General features: G+C 65.5%; 12 protein-coding genes and 3 pseudogenes. 10 read left to right on the forward strand and 5 right to left on the reverse strand.

Going from position 1 to position 17646, the window contains the following annotated elements:
* The first annotated feature begins 1 nt into the window (after nt 1).
* From EET03_RS11290 to EET03_RS11300, 3 genes are read left to right on the forward strand one after another with little or no spacing between them, the layout of a single operon-like run.
* Nucleotides 2-1264, forward strand: coding sequence for a cysteine desulfurase (locus EET03_RS11290; protein ID WP_075543267.1), 1263 nt, complete (start codon nt 2-4; stop codon nt 1262-1264).
* On the forward strand, nt 1261-1731 hold the full coding sequence (sufU, locus tag EET03_RS11295) for a Fe-S cluster assembly sulfur transfer protein SufU (protein ID WP_082274712.1): 471 nt from the start codon (nt 1261-1263) through the stop codon (nt 1729-1731). The genes EET03_RS11290 and sufU overlap by 4 nt, the downstream gene beginning before the upstream one ends.
* Entirely contained in the window at nt 1724-2071 is a 348-nt protein-coding gene (locus EET03_RS11300; protein WP_063470157.1) for a metal-sulfur cluster assembly factor, read from the forward strand. Before sufU ends, EET03_RS11300 begins: the two co-directional genes overlap by 8 nt.
* Before the next feature lie 232 nt (nt 2072-2303).
* On the opposite strand, the gene fmdA is transcribed toward EET03_RS11300, so the two are convergent.
* From fmdA to EET03_RS11320, 3 genes are all read right to left on the reverse strand, one after another.
* Nucleotides 2304-3563: a formamidase gene (fmdA, locus tag EET03_RS11305; RefSeq protein WP_075543268.1), complete on the reverse strand. Its 1260-nt coding sequence runs from the start codon at nt 3561-3563 to the stop codon at nt 2304-2306.
* Nucleotides 3564-4016: 453 nt separating this feature from the next.
* Nucleotides 4017-5846, reverse strand: a complete 1830-nt coding sequence (locus tag EET03_RS11315) for an acyl-CoA dehydrogenase (protein ID WP_075543289.1) — start codon at nt 5844-5846, stop codon at nt 4017-4019.
* A 123-nt stretch (nt 5847-5969) separates the two neighbouring features.
* The gene (locus EET03_RS11320; RefSeq protein ID WP_099194128.1) at nt 5970-7070 is read right to left on the reverse strand and encodes a PE family protein; all 1101 of its coding nucleotides are present in this window, start codon (nt 7068-7070) and stop codon (nt 5970-5972) included.
* Nucleotides 7071-7418: 348 nt separating this feature from the next.
* Between EET03_RS11320 and EET03_RS11325 the strand changes: the two are divergent.
* The 6 genes and pseudogenes from EET03_RS11325 (at nt 7419) to EET03_RS11350 (ending at nt 13041) form a co-directional block, all read left to right on the forward strand.
* Nucleotides 7419-9402, forward strand: a pseudogene (locus EET03_RS11325) (heavy metal translocating P-type ATPase).
* A gap of 140 nt (nt 9403-9542) precedes the next feature.
* Nucleotides 9543-9830: pseudogene (locus tag EET03_RS11330) on the forward strand (thioredoxin family protein); the annotation flags it as partial.
* Nucleotides 9831-9880: 50 nt separating this feature from the next.
* The gene (gene trxA, locus EET03_RS11335; RefSeq protein ID WP_075543273.1) at nt 9881-10210 is read left to right on the forward strand and encodes a thioredoxin; all 330 of its coding nucleotides are present in this window, start codon (nt 9881-9883) and stop codon (nt 10208-10210) included.
* A gap of 50 nt (nt 10211-10260) precedes the next feature.
* Nucleotides 10261-11082, forward strand: a pseudogene (locus EET03_RS11340) (enoyl-CoA hydratase); the annotation flags it as partial.
* Between the two features lie 27 nt (nt 11083-11109).
* The gene (locus tag EET03_RS11345; protein ID WP_075543275.1) at nt 11110-12738 is read left to right on the forward strand and encodes an ABC-F family ATP-binding cassette domain-containing protein; all 1629 of its coding nucleotides are present in this window, start codon (nt 11110-11112) and stop codon (nt 12736-12738) included.
* Nucleotides 12739-12834: 96 nt separating this feature from the next.
* Nucleotides 12835-13041 (forward strand): helix-turn-helix domain-containing protein, encoded by a 207-nt coding sequence (locus tag EET03_RS11350; protein ID WP_244232312.1) that lies wholly within the window; start codon nt 12835-12837, stop codon nt 13039-13041.
* 52 nt (nt 13042-13093) lie between these two features.
* On the opposite strand, the gene EET03_RS11355 is transcribed toward EET03_RS11350, so the two are convergent.
* Together EET03_RS11355 and acnA are read right to left on the reverse strand one after the other, a co-directional pair.
* Complete coding sequence (locus EET03_RS11355; RefSeq protein WP_063470149.1) at nt 13094-13657, reverse strand: TetR/AcrR family transcriptional regulator; 564 nt, start codon at nt 13655-13657, stop codon at nt 13094-13096.
* Between the two features lie 24 nt (nt 13658-13681).
* Nucleotides 13682-16525, reverse strand: a complete 2844-nt coding sequence (acnA, locus tag EET03_RS11360; protein WP_136625686.1) for an aconitate hydratase AcnA — start codon at nt 16523-16525, stop codon at nt 13682-13684.
* Between the two features lie 340 nt (nt 16526-16865).
* On the opposite strand from acnA, the gene EET03_RS11365 reads away from it, so the two are divergent.
* Complete coding sequence (locus tag EET03_RS11365; protein ID WP_075543276.1) at nt 16866-17444, forward strand: Rv1476 family membrane protein; 579 nt, start codon at nt 16866-16868, stop codon at nt 17442-17444.
* Nucleotides 17445-17646: the final 202 nt, after the last annotated feature.

A 17646-nucleotide genomic window follows, 5' to 3' on the forward strand; every position in this document is an offset into this window, starting at 1 on the left:
CATGACCATCTCCGCGACGCCATTGGATCTCGCCGCGATCCGCGCCGATTTCCCCATCCTCAAGCGCATCATGCGCGGGGGAAACCAGTTGGCGTACCTGGATTCCGGCGCGACCTCGCAGCGTCCGGTCCAGGTGCTCGATGCCGAGCGGGAGTTTCTGCTGACGTCCAACGGCGCGGTGCATCGAGGTGCCCACCAGCTGATGGAAGAGGCCACCGACGCCTATGAGCAGGGCCGCGCCGACATCGCGGCATTCGTCGGCGCCTCAACCGGATCAGCCGACGAATTGGTGTTCACCAAGAACGCCACTGAGGCACTGAATTTGGTGTCATATGTCTTGGGCGACAAGCGGTTCGAGCGCGCCGTCGGTCCCGGTGACGTCATCGTCACGACGGAGCTCGAACACCACGCGAACCTCGTCCCGTGGCAGGAGCTCGCCCGACGGACCGGTGCCACCTTGCGCTGGTACGGGATAACCGACGACGGACGCATTGACCTGGACTCGCTGGACCTCGACGAGCGCGTCAAAGTCGTTGCTTTCAGCCATCATTCCAATGTCACCGGTGCGCTGGCGCCGGTAAGCGAATTGGTATCCCGTGCCGCCGAAGTCGGCGCCCTGACCGTACTGGACGCCTGCCAGTCGGTGCCACACCAGCCGGTGGATTTCCCCGCGCTGGGCGTCGACTTTGCCGCTTTCTCGGGACATAAAATGTTGGGTCCTAATGGAATCGGCATTCTGTATGGCCGTCGCGAGCTGCTGGCCGCAATGCCCCCATTTCTCACCGGCGGTTCGATGATCGAGACGGTGACCATGGAAGCGTCCACCTATGCGCCGTCGCCGCAACGCTTCGAGGCCGGCACCCCGATGACCTCCCAGGTTGTCGGATTGGCTGCCGCCGCGAGCTATCTGGGCGCTATCGGCATGGACGCCGTCGAGGCTCACGAACGTGAGTTGGTCGCCGCGACCATCGAGGGCCTGTCCGGTATCGACGGTGTCCGCATCATCGGGCCCACAACGGTGGAAAACCGCGGTTCCCCAGTCGCATTCGTCGTCGACGGGGTGCACGCCCATGACGTCGGCCAGATTCTCGACGACGAGGGTGTGGCCGTACGGGTCGGACATCACTGCGCCATGCCGCTGCACCGGCGGTTCGGCGTGGCCGCCACCGCGCGAGCATCCTTCGCGGTGTACAACACGCTCGACGAGGTCGACCGGCTACTGGCCGGGGTGCGACGGTCGCTGAAGTTCTTTGGGAGAGAGTGACGTTGCGACTGGAGCAGATGTATCAGGACGTCATTCTGGATCACTACAAGCACCCGCAGCACCGCGGGCTGCGGGAACCGTTCGGCGCGCAGGTCTACCATGTCAACCCCGTCTGCGGCGATGAGGTCACGCTGCGGGTCGCGTTGTCCGACGACGGCACGACGGTCACCGACGTCTCCTACGACGGCCAGGGCTGTTCGATTTCCCAGGCGTCGACGTCGGTGCTCACCCAGCAGGTGATCGGCCGCAGCGTGCCTGAAGCGTTGCAGATCATCGACGCGTTCACCGAGATGGTGTCCTCGCGTGGAACGGTGCAGGGTGACGAGGACGTTCTCGGAGACGGAATCGCGTTCGCCGGCGTGGCGAAATACCCCGCACGGGTGAAATGCGCACTGCTCGGATGGATGGCTTGCAAAGATGCGCTGGCTCAGGCCAGTCATGCCCTGGAGGAGGTCAGCAATGAGTGAAACCGCCGCTCCCAACGAAGATTTGCTTGCCGATCTCGAGGAGGCGATGCGCGACGTCGTCGACCCGGAGTTGGGGATCAACGTCGTCGACCTGGGCCTGGTCTACGGGCTGGACGTGGCGGACGGCGACGAAGGAACCGTCGCGCTGATCGACATGACCTTGACATCGGCGGCGTGCCCGCTCACCGATGTCATCGAGGATCAGTCGCGCAGCGCACTGGTCAGCAGCGGTCTGGTCGACGAGATACGGATCAACTGGGTGTGGAACCCACCGTGGGGTCCGGACAAGATCACCGATGACGGCCGCGAGCAACTGCGCGCGCTCGGCTTCACCGTCTGACTTCCAGGGCGCCGCGGATAACTGTAGTGCCGTTCGCTGCCGGGCGAGATGGCGACTGGTCACATCGGTCACCCGGAGGTGAGGGTACCCCCTCGTGCCCGCCTGTGAGCGACAAATCCGTTGCGCGCCTTAAGGTGTCGCTGACAGGCGGGCTAACTGTGTGCCGCCTGCATCGGTAATTCGCGGGATAGCTGCGTCAGTGACCAGATCAGCGCCGTTGCAGGCACTCCGGTCAACCGGTGAAGCTGGCCCGCGGCGCCCCCATGCCGGGGTCGATCCGATGCGGTCCGGATGCTGAGGGCGTCAGCGGAAAGTCAAAGATCGCAGTCGGGATGTACACGGTGGCACACGAATTGGGAATATCGACCACTCCGGACAGGCGTCCCTCGATAGGGGCCGATCCGAGTAGCAGATAAGCCTGTTCGGGGCTATAGCCGAACTTTGTCAGGTAGTCGATCGCATGGAGGCAGGCGCGCTGGTAGGCGAGATCCGAATCGAGGTATTTCTGTTCGCCGTCCAAGGTCACCGACGTGCCCGAGAAAGCGATCCACTCCGAATGCTGCGGGGCGGTATTGCCCGGGACGAAGATGGCATTCTCATAGACGCCGTAGGTCTGCATGCCTCCTTTGATCACGTCCACATGGACGTCGATGAAGCCACCCATTTCGATGGCGCCGCAGAAGGTGATCTCGCCGTCGCCCTGAGAAAAGTGCAGATCGCCGAACGACAAGTTGGCGCCGGGCACGAACACCGGATAGAACACCCGACTTCCTTTGGTGAGGTTTTTGATGTCCTGGTTGCCGCCGTTCTCGCGGGGCGGAGCGGTGCGGGCGGCCTCGGCCGCGACGCGGCCGAACTCGTCGCCGGTCAGGGCACCCAGAATGGCGCCGTCTGGTTCCGGTGGCAGGGCAAGGGGCGGCACCCGGTTGGGATCCGTCGCGATGAGGGCTCCCTCGCGCCTGTTCCAGGTCGCCAACAGCTGCGCGGACGGGGCCGTTCCCATCAGGCCCGGATGCACGATGCCGGTGTACTTGACGCCGGGAATGTGTCGCGAGGTCGCGGTTTGTCCGGCGAAGTCCCAGATCGCCTTGTAGGCGTCGGGGAATTGATCGGTGAGGAACCCGCCGCCGTTGAGTTTGGCGAATATCCCGGTATAGCCCCAGCCCTGTCCGGCAAGCGGGCCCGAGTCCTCCTGCGGGATGGGACCGAGGTCCAGGATGTCCACGATCAGCAGGTCGCCCGGTTCGGCGCCGTCGACCGCGAACGGTCCAGACAGGCAGTGCACATTCTGCAGGGGAGCGTTGAGGATGTCTTCGGCCGAATCGTCGTTGTGTATGGCGCCGTCAAACCATTCGCGGCAGTGTGCGCGGAACGTGGCACCGCGCTTGACGGTGACGGCCGGCGGGATATCCGGATGCCAGCGATTGTGTCCGATTATGTGTTGTTCGGTGAATTTCTTGGCCGAATCCAGCGGGAACAGTAGTTCAGGCATGCGGCACTCTCTGCACATGACGACCCTTGCAGCCCAAGATGGCCGGTAACTGTGATGGCGCTGATGATCTTCTGCAAACCGTCCGCGACAGCGTCGGCAGCGGCCTACACGTCGCGGCCGACGATTTATAGTCGGCGGGGTGCCGACCTACCTATTCCGCTGCGCGCAGGGCTGTCCGAAATTCGTCGAGCAGTATCCGATGGCCTCAGTGCCCGACAGTGCCGACTGCCCGCAGTGCGCTCGCCTGGCCAAAAGGATTCCCGCTGCACCTATGGTCGGTATCGGTCGCACCGCCGCGATGCAACTCCATGATCGCACCCGGGCCACCGCTGACTCACCGCAAGTGGTCAGCGGCCCGCTTCCTGCCCGACGTGGCAGGTCCAACATCGCGATGAACCCACTGCACCGCGCACTGCCGCGGCCATAGCGGCATGGCTTCGATGCCGACGCCCGTCAGAAGGCAGCTTCAGGCACGCGCATGATCTCGTCGTCGACGGATTCGATGACGGCCCGAACTCCGGACAGCTTGGGCAGCATGTTCTTGGCGAAGAAACCCGAAACCGCGACCTTGCCTCGATAGAACGCTTCGTCGTCCTTGGAAGGTTTGTTGGCCAACGCCGCATGGGCAACACCGGCTTGCACCAACAGCCGCCAGCCGATGATCAGGTCGCCGACGGCCAGCAGGTATCGCACCGACGCGAGCCCGACCTTGTAGATGTCGGTCGGGTGCTGCGCGGCGGACATCAGGTAGGTGGTCAGCGCGCTCGTCATTGCGGTGACCTCGTCGAGCGCGGTTTGCAGCAGCGCGGCTTGCGGTTTCAGCGTTTCGTCGATGTTGTCGATGGTCTGCGTTATCTGAGCCGTCACAAACTGCAGCGCCTTGCCGTGGTCGCGCACGATCTTGCGGAAGAAGAAGTCCAGCGCCTGGATGGCGGTGGTGCCCTCATAGAGCGAATCGATCTTCGCGTCGCGGATGTATTGCTCGATGGGGTAGTCCGTCAAGAAGCCCGAACCACCCAGGGTCTGCAGCGACTCGGTCAGGACCTCGTAGGCCCGTTCCGAGCCAACCCCTTTGACGACCGGCAGCAGCAGATCGTCCACGCGGTGCGCCATGTCTGGGTCGGCGCCCGAAACATGTTGCGCCACAGCGTTGTCCTGGTGCGCGGCGGCATAGAGATACAGCGCCCGCAGGCCCTCGGCGTAGGCCTTCTGGGTCATCAGGCTGCGGCGAATGTCGGGGTGGCGCATGATCGTGACGCGAGGCGCGGTCTTGTCGGTCATCTGGGTCAGGTCCGCGCCCTGCACCCGTTCTTTGGCATAGGCGAGCGCGTTGAGGTAGCCGGTGGACAGCGTGCCCGTGGATTTGACGCCGATGGTCATACGGGCGTGCTCGATCACGGTGAACATCTGTGCGATCCCGTGGTGCACTCCGCCGACCAGGTAGCCGACCGCGGGCACGTCGGTGGCGCCGAAGGTCAACTCGCACGTCGGGGAGGACTTGAGACCCATCTTGTGTTCCAGGCCGGTGACGTAGACGCCGTTGCGGGGGCCGAGTTCACCGGTGTCCGGATCGAAAAGGTAATTGGGCACATAGAACAGGCTCAATCCTTTGGTCCCCGGACCGGCGCCCTCCGGCCGGGCCAGGACCAGGTGGAAGATGTTCTCGGCCGTGTCGCCCACGTCACCGCCGGAGATGAACCGCTTGACGCCCTCGATGTGCCAGGTGCCGTCGGGTTGTTCGACGGCCTTGGTCCGGCCGGCACCCACATCGGAGCCCGCGTCGGGTTCGGTGAGCACCATGGTGGCCTGCCAACCGCGTTCGACACCCATCGCCGCCCACTGCCGTTGCTGCTCGTTGCCCTCGACGTACAGGGACTGTGACAGCGTCGGGCCCAGGTTGTAGAAGGACGCAGCAGGGTTGGCGCAGTAGATCATTTCGTTGACAGCCCAGACCAGCGGTGCGGGGGCGGGCATGCCGCCGATCTCCTCGGCCAAACCCAGGCGCCACCACTCGGCGTCTTTGATCGCTTGCACCGTCTTGACCAACTCGTCGGGCACGCTGATGGAGTGGGTGGCCGGGTCGAACACGGGCGGGTTGCGGTCGGCGTAGGCGAAGGTTTCGGCGACCGGACCTTCGGCCAAGCGGGCCGCTTCGGCCAGGATGGTGCGCACCGTGTCTGCGTCGAGCTCGCTATAACGCCCGGTGCCGAGGACGGCGCCCACATCGAGGACCTCGAGGAGATTGAATTCGAGATCGCGGACGTTGGCGATGTAGTGGCCCAATGCGGTTCCCTTCACTTTGGCGGCTCGACCCTTGGCCGGGTTTTAATCCGGCCCAGTTTCCCCGAGTGAGGAAAACGTACGCAACCGTAACCAGCGGCGAGGTGGGCTGACCTGCCGCTACGGCTAGCCGTTCGCGCCGTTTTGGCCGAACAGCAGCCCGCGCACGCCGCCCGTGCCGGGGGTACCGACTGTGCTACGGCCGCCGTTGCCGCCGTTGCCGATCAGCAGTGCGTTGCCGCCGTTGCCGCCGTTGCCTGGTGGGAACGACCCGCCATTGCCGCCGGCCCCGCCGTTGCCGATCAAGCCGGCCTGGCCGCCGAGCCCGCCGCTGGCGTTGCTAAAGCCGTTGCCGCCGTTGCCGCCGTTGCCGACAAAGAACCCGCCGTTGCCGCCGGCCCCGCCGAGCCCATTGGAGAGGGCGTCCCCGCCGGTGCCGCCGTCGCCGAACAGGAAGGCCCTGCCGCCGTTGCCGCCGCCGCCGAGGAAGCTGCTGCCGCCACCACCGCCGTTTCCGTACAACACGCCGCCGTTGCCGCCCGCGCCACCGGCTCCTATACCGTTGGGGCTGATACCGCCGGCGCCGCCGGCCCCAAGCAAGAAGGCGGAGCCCCCGACACCGCCCGCACCGCCGCCGCCGCCGCTGTTGCCGCCGGCACCGCCGTTGCCCAAGAGCCACCCGCCGAGGCCGCCGGCGCCGCCGTTGGCGCCCGCCGCACCGACGCCGCCGGCCCCGCCGTTGCCGATCAGGCCCGCCGAGCCGCCCCGGCCGCCGGCCTGGCCAGCCACTCCATCTCCGCCTCTACCGCCGTTGCCGAACAAGATTCCGCCGTCCTCGCCGGCCTTTCCCGCCCCGCCGTCGGCGCCGTCACCGATCAGCGGACGCCCGAGTAGCGCCCGGGCGGGCGCGTTGATCGCGTCGAGCAGCGGCTGCAAGGGGTTCGCCGCGGCGGCCTCTGCGCTGGCGTAGGCCTGCGCGCCGCCGAACAGGTTCTGCACGAATTGGTCGTGGAACGCCGCGGCCTGCGCGCCGAGCGTCTGATAGCTCAGGCCGTGGGCTCGAAAGAACGCCGCGATGGCGGCCGACACCTCGTCGGCGCCGGCCGCCGCCACGGCGGTCGTCTGGGCCGCCGCCGCCGAGTTGGCCTCGCTGATCACCGAACCGATGCGCGCCAGATTCCCGGCCGCCCCCGACACATACTCCGTATTAGTGACGACGAATGGCATCCCGCACCTCCACAGTGAGCGTCAGCGACTGCCGAATCTTACCGTGATTTCGGCAGCTGTGATTGCCCATTCACCGAGCAATTTTCATGACGAATTTTTCTGCGCGAATGCAAATTTCAATCGGCTGCGAAATACCCGCCAAGGTAGTAGCCGGGGTCGCGCTGGCGCCCGGCGGTTCGAGCGCACGGCAGCGCCGGCGCCGGAGCCGGGGCCGGAAGAAGACCGCTTACCTTGTGCCAGTGACCAATTCAATCGCATACCGCAATGCAATCGAGATATCGCGCGATCGCCGCGTCCCTAGACTCGGTTCATCCTGACGAACTCCCACCCCTCTGTGAGGCCGCCGGAATGACCTTGACCGCTGCTGAAGCGTGCACCTCCGAGGTTTCTTTCGACCACATTCCCGTCGCTGTCGCGCGGCAGCTGAGTTGGCGTGCGGCGTTGTGGTCGGTGATGTCGGTTCGCTGGGCCGCGTTCGCGTTGGTCTTGTTTCTGGCCGGGCTGGCTGCCCAGCTGAACGGCGCACCGCAGCCGGTGTGGTGGACGCTGTATCTGGCCTGTTACCTCGCCGGCGGCTGGGGTTCGGCATGGGCTGGGGCACAGGCGCTTTGGAACAAGGCGCTCGACGTCGACCTGCTGATGGTCGTGGCAGCGATCGGAGCGGTGGCAATCGGGCAGATCTTCGACGGTGCCCTGCTGATCGTGATCTTTGCGACGTCGGGCGCCTTGGACGACGTGGCCACCAAACACACCGCCGACTCGGTCAAGGGGTTACTGGACCTCGCACCGGAGCAGGCCGTGGTCGTCGATGGCGACGGCCACGAGCGGCTGGTTGCGGCCGGCGAGCTGGGCGTCGGTGACCGGGTACTGGTGCGGCCGGGCGAGCGCATACCCGCCGACGGCGCCGTGCTGTCGGGCTGCTCCGAAGTCGACCAATGCTCGATCACCGGCGAGTCCATCCCGGTGGCCAAGGGCCGCGGTGACGAGGTGTTCGCGGGCACGGTCAACGGGTCCGGGGTGTTGCAGCTGCTGGTGACCCGGGACCCGTCGCAGACAGTGGTGGCCCGCATCGTCGAGCTGGTCGCCGAGGCGTCGGCCACTAAAGCCAAAACCCAGTTGTTCATTGAAAAGATCGAGCAGCGGTACTCGGTGGCCATGGTGGTGGCGACCCTCGCGCTGATCGTCATCCCGTTGCTGCTGGGCTCGCCGCTGCAACCAGTTCTATTGCGCGCCATGACATTTATGATCGTGGCCTCGCCGTGCGCGGTGGTGCTGGCAACCATGCCGCCGCTACTTTCGGCGATCGCGAATGCCGGCCGCCACGGGGTCCTGGTCAAATCGGCTGTGGTCGTGGAACATCTGGCCGACACCAGCATCGTCGCCTTGGACAAGACCGGCACATTGACCTGTGGCACACCGCAATTGACCACCGTCGAGCCGTTGCACCCGGATGTGGTGGGTGTGCGAAAGTTGCTCCAATTAGCTGCTGCTGCAGAGCAATCCAGTGAGCACCCACTGGGCAGGGCCATTGTCGAGGAAGTTCGCCGCCGCGGTATCACCATCCCCGAGGCCGAGGATTTCCGTGCCCTGCCCGGCCGCGGGGTGCGAGCCACCGTGGGCCGCGATTTCGTCGAGGTGTGCAGCCCGCAGAGCTACCGGGGGGTGCCGCTACCCGAGCTCGCGCCGATCCTCGACGCAGGCGCCACGGCCGCCATCGTGATGCTGAACGGCGTCGCGGCCGGCGTGCTGGGGCTCACCGACGAGGTGCGCCCCGATGCCGCGGAGTCCGTCGCGTCCCTGACCGCACTGACGTCGGCGCCGCCGGTTCTGTTGACCGGGGACAACGGGTGCGCGGCCCGGTGGGCGGCCCGGCGCGCCGGGATCACCGATGTGCGGGCCGCGCTGTTGCCCGAGCAGAAGGTCAAGGCGGTCCGCGATCTGCAAGCCAGCGGTCACCGGGTGCTCGTCGTCGGCGACGGTGTCAACGATGCTCCCGCCATGGCCGCGGCCCGCACCTCCGTCGCGATGGGCGCCGGCGCCGACCTGACCTTGCAAACGGCCGATGGCGTCACGGTTCGGGATGAACTGCAGGTCATCCCGACTATCATCGGACTGGCCCGACAAGCCCGCCACGTGGTGACCGTCAACCTGATCATCGCCGGCACGTTCATCAGCGTTCTGGTGTTGTGGGATCTGTTGGGGCAGTTGCCAGTTACCACTGGGCGTGGCCGGCCATGAAGGGTCCACGGTGCTGGTCGCCCTCAACGGCATGCGCCTGCTGACCAACCGGTCCTGGCGGGCGGCGGCGTCGATGGGCGCACCAACGGCCTGAATCCGCAGCGGTTCCGGGTGTGCTCGACGTACGCTCGACGTCGCCGGACCCACCGGGCCTGAGCGGATAAAGGGGACACGTGGCGACTCGAAGATCTCACCGCCGAAAACGTCAAACAGACCGTCTACGGCAACGACAACGTGCTCGTCTACGTCTGGGCGCCGCTGTGCGCCCCGTGTGCAGTGTTGACGCCGACGTATGAGGGCTCGTCGGACAAGCATCCCGACATCGTGCACGGCAAGGTCAACTTCGGAACCGAGCAGGAGTTGGTCTCGATCGCCGGGGTCAAGCTATTGCCCACGTTGATGGCGTTCAGGAAGGGCAAGCTGGTGTTCAAGCAGGCCGGTGTCGCTAATCCCGCGATCATGGATGACCTGGTGCGCCAGCTCCGGGCCTACCAGATCTCGCCGCCACGGCAGCGCGGCCTGCTCTCGACCTCCTTGGAACAAAGTCGCCTGCCCGGGGCGTTACGGCAGTCATGGCAACCAAAGACCTCACTGCTGCGGAGTTCGATGAAACCGTCAACGACAACGACATGGTGCTTGTCGATTTCTGGGCCTCCTGGTGCAGCCCGTGTCGCGCCTTCGCGCCCACGTTTCAGGCGTCCTCGGAGCAACATCCCGACGTGGTCTATGCCAAGGTCAACACCGAAGAAGAGCAAGAACTGGCAGCGGCGGCCCAGATCCGGTCGATTCCCACGCTGATGGCATTCAAGAAGGGTCAACTGTTGTTCAACCAGCCCGGGGCCCTGCCCCCGGCAGCTCTGGAAGACTTGGTACAGCAGCTCAAGGCCTATGAAGTCGCCTAGACCGTCAACAATCCGGCGGCGGTGACGGCCGGGCGCGCTGCCGTACGCGATACCGTGCACGGGTGAGTTTGGTCCTGCTGGAACACCCGCGCCCCGAAATAGCGCTGATCACCCTCAACCGGCCGGAGCGGATGAACTCCATGGCTTTCGACGTCATGGTGCCGCTCAAGGAGGCCCTGGAGACGCTGAGCTACGACAATTCGGTGCGGGTGGTGGTGCTGACCGGGGCGGGGCGGGGCTTCTCCTCCGGTGCGGATCACAAGTCCGCGGGTGCGGTGCCTAATGTCGAGGGCCTGACCCGGCCGACCTATGCGCTGCGATCGATGGAGTTGCTCGACGAGGTCATCCTGAAGCTGCGCCGGTTGCACCAACCGGTGATCGCCGCGGTCAACGGCCCGGCCATCGGCGGGGGGCTGTGCCTGGCGCTGGCCGCGGACATCCGGGTGGCCTCCACCAGTGCCTATTTCCGGGCCGCCGGCATCAACAACGGGCTGACGGCCAGCGAACTGGGGCTGAGCTACCTGTTGCCCAGGGCCATCGGATCCTCGCGTGCCTTCGAGATCATGCTGACCGGGCGCGACGTCAGCGCCGAGGAAGCCGAGCGCATCGGGCTGGTGTCCTGCAGGGTGCCCGCCGGCCAGCTGCTGGACACCTGTTATGCGATCGCGGCGCGGATGGCGGCGTTCTCGCGGCCGGGAATTGAGTTGACCAAACGTACACTGTGGAGTGGACTAGACGCCGCCAGCCTGGAAGGGCATATGCAGGCCGAGGGTCTGGGGCAACTTTTCGTCCGGCTGCTCACAGCCAATTTCGAAGAGGCGGTTGCCGCGCGCGCCGAGAAGCGGCCGCCGGTCTTCACCGACGACAAGTAACGACAGCAGCGCCCAAGGAGAGCGATTGTGATCACGGCAACGGACCTCGAGGTCCGAGCTGGTGCGCGCATCCTGCTCTCGCCCGAGGGTCCGGATTTGCGCGTGCAGCCGGGCGATCGCATCGGGTTGGTGGGCCGCAATGGCGCCGGCAAGACCACCACGCTGCGCATCCTGGCCGGGGAGAGCGAACCCTATGCCGGATCGGTTAGTCGCAACGGCGAAATAGGTTATCTGCCACAGGATCCCAAAGAGGGAGACCTTGACGTGCTGGCTCGGGACCGGGTGCTGTCGGCTCGCGGGCTCGACGTGTTGCTCACCGATCTGGAGAAGCAGCAGGCATTGATGGCCGAGGTCGCCGACGACGACGCGCGCGACCGCGCGATCCGCCGCTACGGTCAGCTCGAGGAGCGCTTCGTCGCGCTCGGCGGCTACGGCGCCGAAAGTGAGGCGGGCCGGATCTGCGCAAGTCTCGGCTTGCCCGAACGGGTGCTGACCCAACAATTGCGTACCCTGTCCGGAGGCCAGCGCCGCCGGGTCGAGCTGGCGCGGATTCTGTTCGCCGCCTCCGACACCGGCGCTGGATCGGGGACCACGCTACTGCTCGACGAGCCGACCAACCACCTCGACGCGGATTCGATTGGCTGGCTACGGGATTTTCTGCGGTCACACACCGGCGGGCTGGTGATGATCAGCCACAACGTCGACCTGATCGCCGATGTGGTCAACCGGGTGTGGTTCTTGGATGCGGTGCGCGGCGAGATGGACGTCTACAACATGAGCTGGCAGAAATATGTCGATGCCCGCGCGACCGACGAGCAGCGTCGTCGCCGGGAACGCGCCAATGCCGAACGCAAGGCCGCCGCGCTGCGAACCCAGGCCGCCAAGCTCGGCGCCAAGGCCACCAAGGCCGTTGCGGCACAGAACATGTTGCGCCGGGCCGATCGGATGATGGCGGCGCTCGACGAGGAACGGGTAGCCGACAAGGTGGCCCGAATCAAGTTCCCCACCCCGGCCGCCTGCGGCCGCATCCCGCTGGTGGCCAAGGGGCTCAGTAAGAGCTACGGATCGCTGGAAGTGTTCAGCGGTGTCGACCTGGCCATCGACCGGGGCTCGCGCGTCGTCGTGCTCGGACTCAACGGCGCCGGCAAGACCACACTGCTGCGGCTGCTGGCCGGTGTCGAAACACCCGACACCGGGGCGCTGGAGCCCGGACATGGTGTGCGCATCGGCTATTTCGCGCAGGAGCACGACACGCTGGACAACGACGCGACCGTCTGGCAGAACGTTCGGCACGCCGCACCGGAAACCGGTGACCAGGAGTTGCGCGGCCTGCTGGGCGCGTTCATGTTCAGCGGCCCACAGCTCGAGCAACCGGCCGGCACACTGTCCGGCGGCGAAAAGACGCGCCTCGCGCTGGCCGGGCTGGTGGCCTCCACGGCGAACGTGCTGTTACTCGACGAACCGACCAACAACCTCGATCCCGCCTCGCGTGAACAGGTCCTTGACGCGCTGCGCAGCTACCGCGGCGCGGTGGTGCTGGTGACCCACGATCCTGGTGCCGCCGAGGCGCTCGACCCGCAACGGGTCGTGCTGTTGCCCGACGGCACCGAGGACTATTGGTCCGAGGAGTATCGGGACCTCATCGAGCTGGCCTGAGAAATCGCAAGCGTTTTCGGCCAAAGCGGTCCCGCTGTCGCCGGCCGGTTCTTACCCTGGAACCCGGGGATCGTGACCATGCGTGGGAGGCAGCCGGTGAGAACCCAGCGGAAGTCGAAGAAGACGCGCGATCAGTTGTTGCACGAGTTGCGCAACGCTTATGAGGGCGGAGCCAGCATCCGCAACTTGGCGGCCAGCGTCGGGCGATCGTACGGATCGGTTCACAGCATGCTGCTCGAATCCGGTACCACGATGCGCAGCCGCGGCGGACCAAATCATCGCGCCCGCCCGGCGCGAGCGTAACACCACGGCCAGTTTCGGATTTTTCGCCGTGGCGTTACGCACCCGGCACAAATCAGCGGCGGCGCACCGAGTTTTCCACCAGGTCCAGTACGGCGGAGAGCCGCTGGGGGTCTTCGCCGGAGGCGAGCCTGGCCACTAGTCCGTCGAGGACCAGATCCAGGTAGCACTGCAACACGTCGCCGGGAACGTCGTCGCGCACCCTTTTCGCTTGCTTCTGCCGGCGCAGTCGATCGGTCGTGGCGGCGGCCAGTTCCAGGGAGCGCTCCGCCCAGCCGCGGTTGAACACCGGGTCATTGCGTAGCTTGCGCGCGATCTCCAGCCGGGTGGCCAGCCAGTCGAACTGCTCGGGCGCGGCGAGCATGTCACGCATCACCTGGATGAGGCCTTCGCGCGACGCGACATCGGCCATGCGCTCGGCGTCCTCGTGCGCCAGCGCGAAGAACAGCGCGTCCTTGTCCCGGAAGTGGTGGAAGATCGCACCGCGCGACATACCGATCGCCTGTTCCAGACGCCGGACGGTGGCCTTGTCGTAGCCGTACTCGGCAAAGCAGCGACGTGCGCCGTCGAGGATCTGGCGGCGGCGAGCCGCCAGATGGTCCTCGCTGACTTTCGGCATGGCCAGGGCTGGGGTCGGCTGGCGTTAACCCGATTTGAGCATGTTGCGCAGCACGAACTGCAGGATGCCGCCGTTACGGTAGTAGTCGGCCTCGCCGGGTGTGTCGATGCGTACCACCGCGTCGAACTCAACCGCGGCGTCACTGCCGGCGTCCTTGCTGGCCTTGACATGCACCGTTTTCGGTGTCTTGCCGTCGTTGAGCGCCTCGATCCCGGTGATGTCGAAGACCTCGGTGCCGTCCAGCCCCAGCGACGAAGCCGACTTTCCCTCGGGGAATTGCAGCGGAATCACCCCCATCCCGATCAGGTTGGAGCGGTGAATGCGTTCGAACGACTCGGCGATCACCGCCCGCACGCCCAGCAGCAGTGTGCCCTTGGCCGCCCAGTCGCGTGAGGAGCCGGAACCATACTCTTTACCGCCGAGCACCACCAACGGAATGTTTTGTGCCGCATAGTTTTGCGCCGCGTCATAGATGAACGCCTGCGGTCCGCCCTCCTGGGTGAAGTCGCGGGTGTAACCGCCGGAAACGTCCTCGAGCAGTTGGTTGCGAAGCCGGATGTTGGCGAATGTGCCGCGAATCATCACCTCGTGGTTGCCGCGGCGCGAGCCGAAGGAGTTGTAGTCCTTGCGCTGCACGCCGTGCTCGTCGAGGTATTGCGCGGCGGGGGTGCCCGGTTTGATGCTGCCGGCGGGGGAGATGTGGTCGGTGGTCACCGAATCACCGAGCAGCGCAAGCACCCGGGCGCCGGTGATGTTGCCCACCGGCTCCGGTTCGGCCGACATTCCCTCGAAATACGGGGGCTTGCGGACGTAGGTCGAATCGTGGTCCCACTCAAAGGTATTGCCGCTCGGGGTCGGTAGGCTACGCCAGCGCTCGTCACCCTTGAACACGTCGGCGTAGTTTTTGGTGAACATCTCCTGGTTGATCGCCGACGCGATGGTGTCGGAGACGTCTTTCTGCGACGGCCAGATGTCCTTCAAGTAGACGTCGTTGCCGTCTTTATCGGTGCCCAACGGCTGTGACTCGAAGTCGAAGTCCATGGTCCCGGCCAACGCGTAGGCAACCACCAACGGTGGTGAGGCGAGGTAGTTCATCTTCACGTCGGGATTGATCCGGCCTTCGAAGTTGCGATTGCCCGACAAGACGGCCGCCACCGAAAGGTCGTTGTCGTTGATCGCCTTCGAGATCTCCTCGGGCAGTGGGCCCGAATTGCCGATACACGTGGTGCACCCGTAGCCGACCAGATAGAAGCCGAGCTTCTCCAGATACGGCCACAGGCCGGCCTTGTCGTAGTAGTCGCTGACCACTTGGGAGCCCGGGGCCATGGTGGTCTTCACCCACGGCTTGGCGGCCAGCCCCTTTTCGACGGCGTTTTTCGCCAGCAGCGCCGCGCCCAGCATCACCTCCGGGTTGGAGGTGTTGGTGCACGAGGTGACCGCGGCGATCACCACCGCGCCGTGGTCGAGCACGAATTCGCCGAGTTCGTCGGACTTCACCGTCACCGGGCTGCTCACCCTGCCCTTGGCGTGCTTGGCTGCCGACTCCACCGAAGTGTGGTCGTCGGCATGGCCGTTGCTCAATGCCCCCGGGTCGCTGGCCGGGAACGTCTCGTCGACCATCTCGTCCAGCTTCGAGTAGTCCTTTTTGTCGGGGTCGTCGCCGACGTAGTTCGGAATCTGCTCGCGGAACGTGGATTTGGCGGCCGACAACGCGATGCGGTCTTGCGGGCGCTTGGGTCCGGCAATCGACGGCACCACGTCGGACAGGTCGAGTTCGATGTATTCCGAGTACGCGGGCTCATGCTTCGGGTCGTGCCACATGCCCTGTTCTTTGGCATAGGTCTCGACCAACGCCAGCTGTTCGTCGTTGCGGCCGGTGAACTGCAGGTAGCTGATGGTCTCTTCGTCGATCGGGAAAATGGCTGCGGTAGAACCGAATTCGGGGCTCATGTTGCCCAGGGTGGCGCGGTTGGCCAACGGCACCTCGGCCACCCCCTCGCCGTAGAACTCGACGAATTTGCCCACCACGCCGTGCTTGCGCAGCATCTCGGTCACGGTCAGCACGACGTCGGTGGCCGTGACGCCGGGCTGGATCTCACCGGTCAGCTTGAAGCCGACCACCCGCGGGATCAGCATCGACACCGGCTGACCCAGCATGGCCGCCTCGGCTTCGATGCCGCCCACACCCCAGCCGAGCACCCCCAGGCCGTTGACCATCGTGGTGTGCGAGTCGGTGCCCACACAGGTGTCGGGGTAGGCAATCATTTTTCCCCCCGCGCCGTCTGCGCGGGTCATCACGACGCTCGCCAGGTATTCGATGTTGACCTGGTGCACGATGCCGGTGCCCGGCGGCACCACCTTGAAGTCGCGGAAAGCGCCCTGGCCCCAACGCAAGAACTGATAGCGCTCGCCGTTGCGCTGGTACTCGATCTCCACGTTGCGCTCGAACGCGTCGGCCCGCCCGAACAGGTCGGCGATCACCGAGTGGTCGATCACCAGGTCTGCCGGCGCCAGCGGGTTGACCTTGTCGGGCTTGCCGCCCAGGTCGGCGATGGCCTCCCGCATGGTGGCCAAGTCGACGATGCAGGGCACGCCGGTGAAGTCCTGCATGACGACCCGGGCGGGCGTGTACTGGATTTCGACGCTGGGCTGGGCTTCGGGGTCCCAGTTCGCGATGGCTTCGATGTGATCCTTGGTGATGTTGCTGCCGTCTTCGTTACGCAGCAGGTTCTCCGCGAGGACCTTGAGGCTGTAGGGGAGTCTCCTGGTGTTGGGGACGGCGTCGAGGCGATAGATCTGGTAACTCCGGTCGCCGACCTTGAGTGTGTCGCGGGCTCCGAACGAGTTCACTGACTCTTTGCTGGTCACATCAACTCCCGAGGATTCAGTTCTGCCGCCGACGGGCCGTGTCGACGGTGCTTCACATGCTCAGCCACTTTAACAGTACGGTTGTCCTGCATTGCGGTTGGTACCCGTGCCCTTCAGTCTTGTCGTGCCGGGCGCGAGTTGAAAAGCCCCCGCCGATTCGACTGGCCGGGATACCGACGACACGGCAGCAGTGTCGAGGGCGCTCTGCTGGCTTCGAGTGCGTCGCCAGGGCGGATACATCGCGAAATTGCCGTCCCGACGGGCACACTGAACGCTGGCGACGCAACTTCAACGCGTACGGTTCCGGTAGCACCGCGGGAGGTGTGAGAGGAGCGAGACCATGACCTGGCACGACACCGCAGGCCAGCTGCCGTTACCCCAGACGATCCCGTTCCTGCCGGTCTACATTCCACAGGACGTCGACATGACGGCGGTCAAGGCACAAGTCGCCGCGGTCGGCGTCAGCGCGCCGCCGGCGGCCGTGCCGGGATTGCTCGAGGTGGTCAACCACGCTCACGACGAGGGCATCAACCTCAAGATCGTCCTGCTGGACCACAACCCGCCCAATGACACTCCGTTGCGGGATGTCGCGACCGTCGTGGGCGCCGACTACAAGGACGCGACGGTGTTGGTGCTCAGTCCCAGCTACGTCGGCAGCTACAGCACGCAGTACCCGCGGGTCACGCTGGAGGCGGGGGAGGACCATTCCAAGACGGGCAACCCGGTGCAGTCCGCGCAGAATTTCTTGCACGAGCTGGACACACCGGAGTTTCCCTGGGCCGGGTTGACCATTTTTATGCTGATTGCGGTGCTTGCCGCAGCCGTCGGCACCCGGTTCATGCAGCTGCGCGCCCGGCGGTCAGCAACCTCGGGTGACAGCGCCGACACAACGTCGGATCAAACCGGCCAGGGCGTCTAGCCAGCACGTGAGCCTCGGCCGAGGGTAGTGCACCGGCCGTGTGTTTGGCCGGTGGCAAACGCTTCACATCACCATTCGGTCACATTAATTGCACGTCCAGGGTGCACTTTGTGACATACGTTTCTTTAGCGTCAGGTGTGACGTACGGTGCGAATGATGATTGTGATGCCATTAGCGCTTTCGGCGCCGACTGCCGTCCGTC

Origin of the sequence: Mycobacterium innocens (genome assembly GCF_900566055.1) — a bacterium.
GTDB classification, from domain to species: domain Bacteria; phylum Actinomycetota; class Actinomycetes; order Mycobacteriales; family Mycobacteriaceae; genus Mycobacterium; species Mycobacterium innocens.

Bases quoted from the DNA above. Each gene is read 5' to 3' on its own strand.
- EET03_RS11290 (WP_075543267.1), top strand. From the start codon at position 2: ATGACCATCTCCGCGACGCCATTGGATCTCGCCGCGATCCGCGCCGAT.
- EET03_RS11300 (WP_063470157.1), top strand. From the start codon at position 1,724: ATGAGTGAAACCGCCGCTCCCAACGAAGATTTGCTTGCCGATCTCGAG.
- fmdA (WP_075543268.1), bottom strand. From the start codon at position 3,563: ATGCCTGAACTACTGTTCCCGCTGGATTCGGCCAAGAAATTCACCGAA.
- EET03_RS11320 (WP_099194128.1), bottom strand. From the start codon at position 7,070: ATGCCATTCGTCGTCACTAATACGGAGTATGTGTCGGGGGCGGCCGGG.
- trxA (WP_075543273.1), top strand. From the start codon at position 9,881: ATGGCAACCAAAGACCTCACTGCTGCGGAGTTCGATGAAACCGTCAAC.
- EET03_RS11355 (WP_063470149.1), bottom strand. From the start codon at position 13,657: ATGCCGAAAGTCAGCGAGGACCATCTGGCGGCTCGCCGCCGCCAGATC.
- EET03_RS11365 (WP_075543276.1), top strand. From the start codon at position 16,866: ATGACCTGGCACGACACCGCAGGCCAGCTGCCGTTACCCCAGACGATC.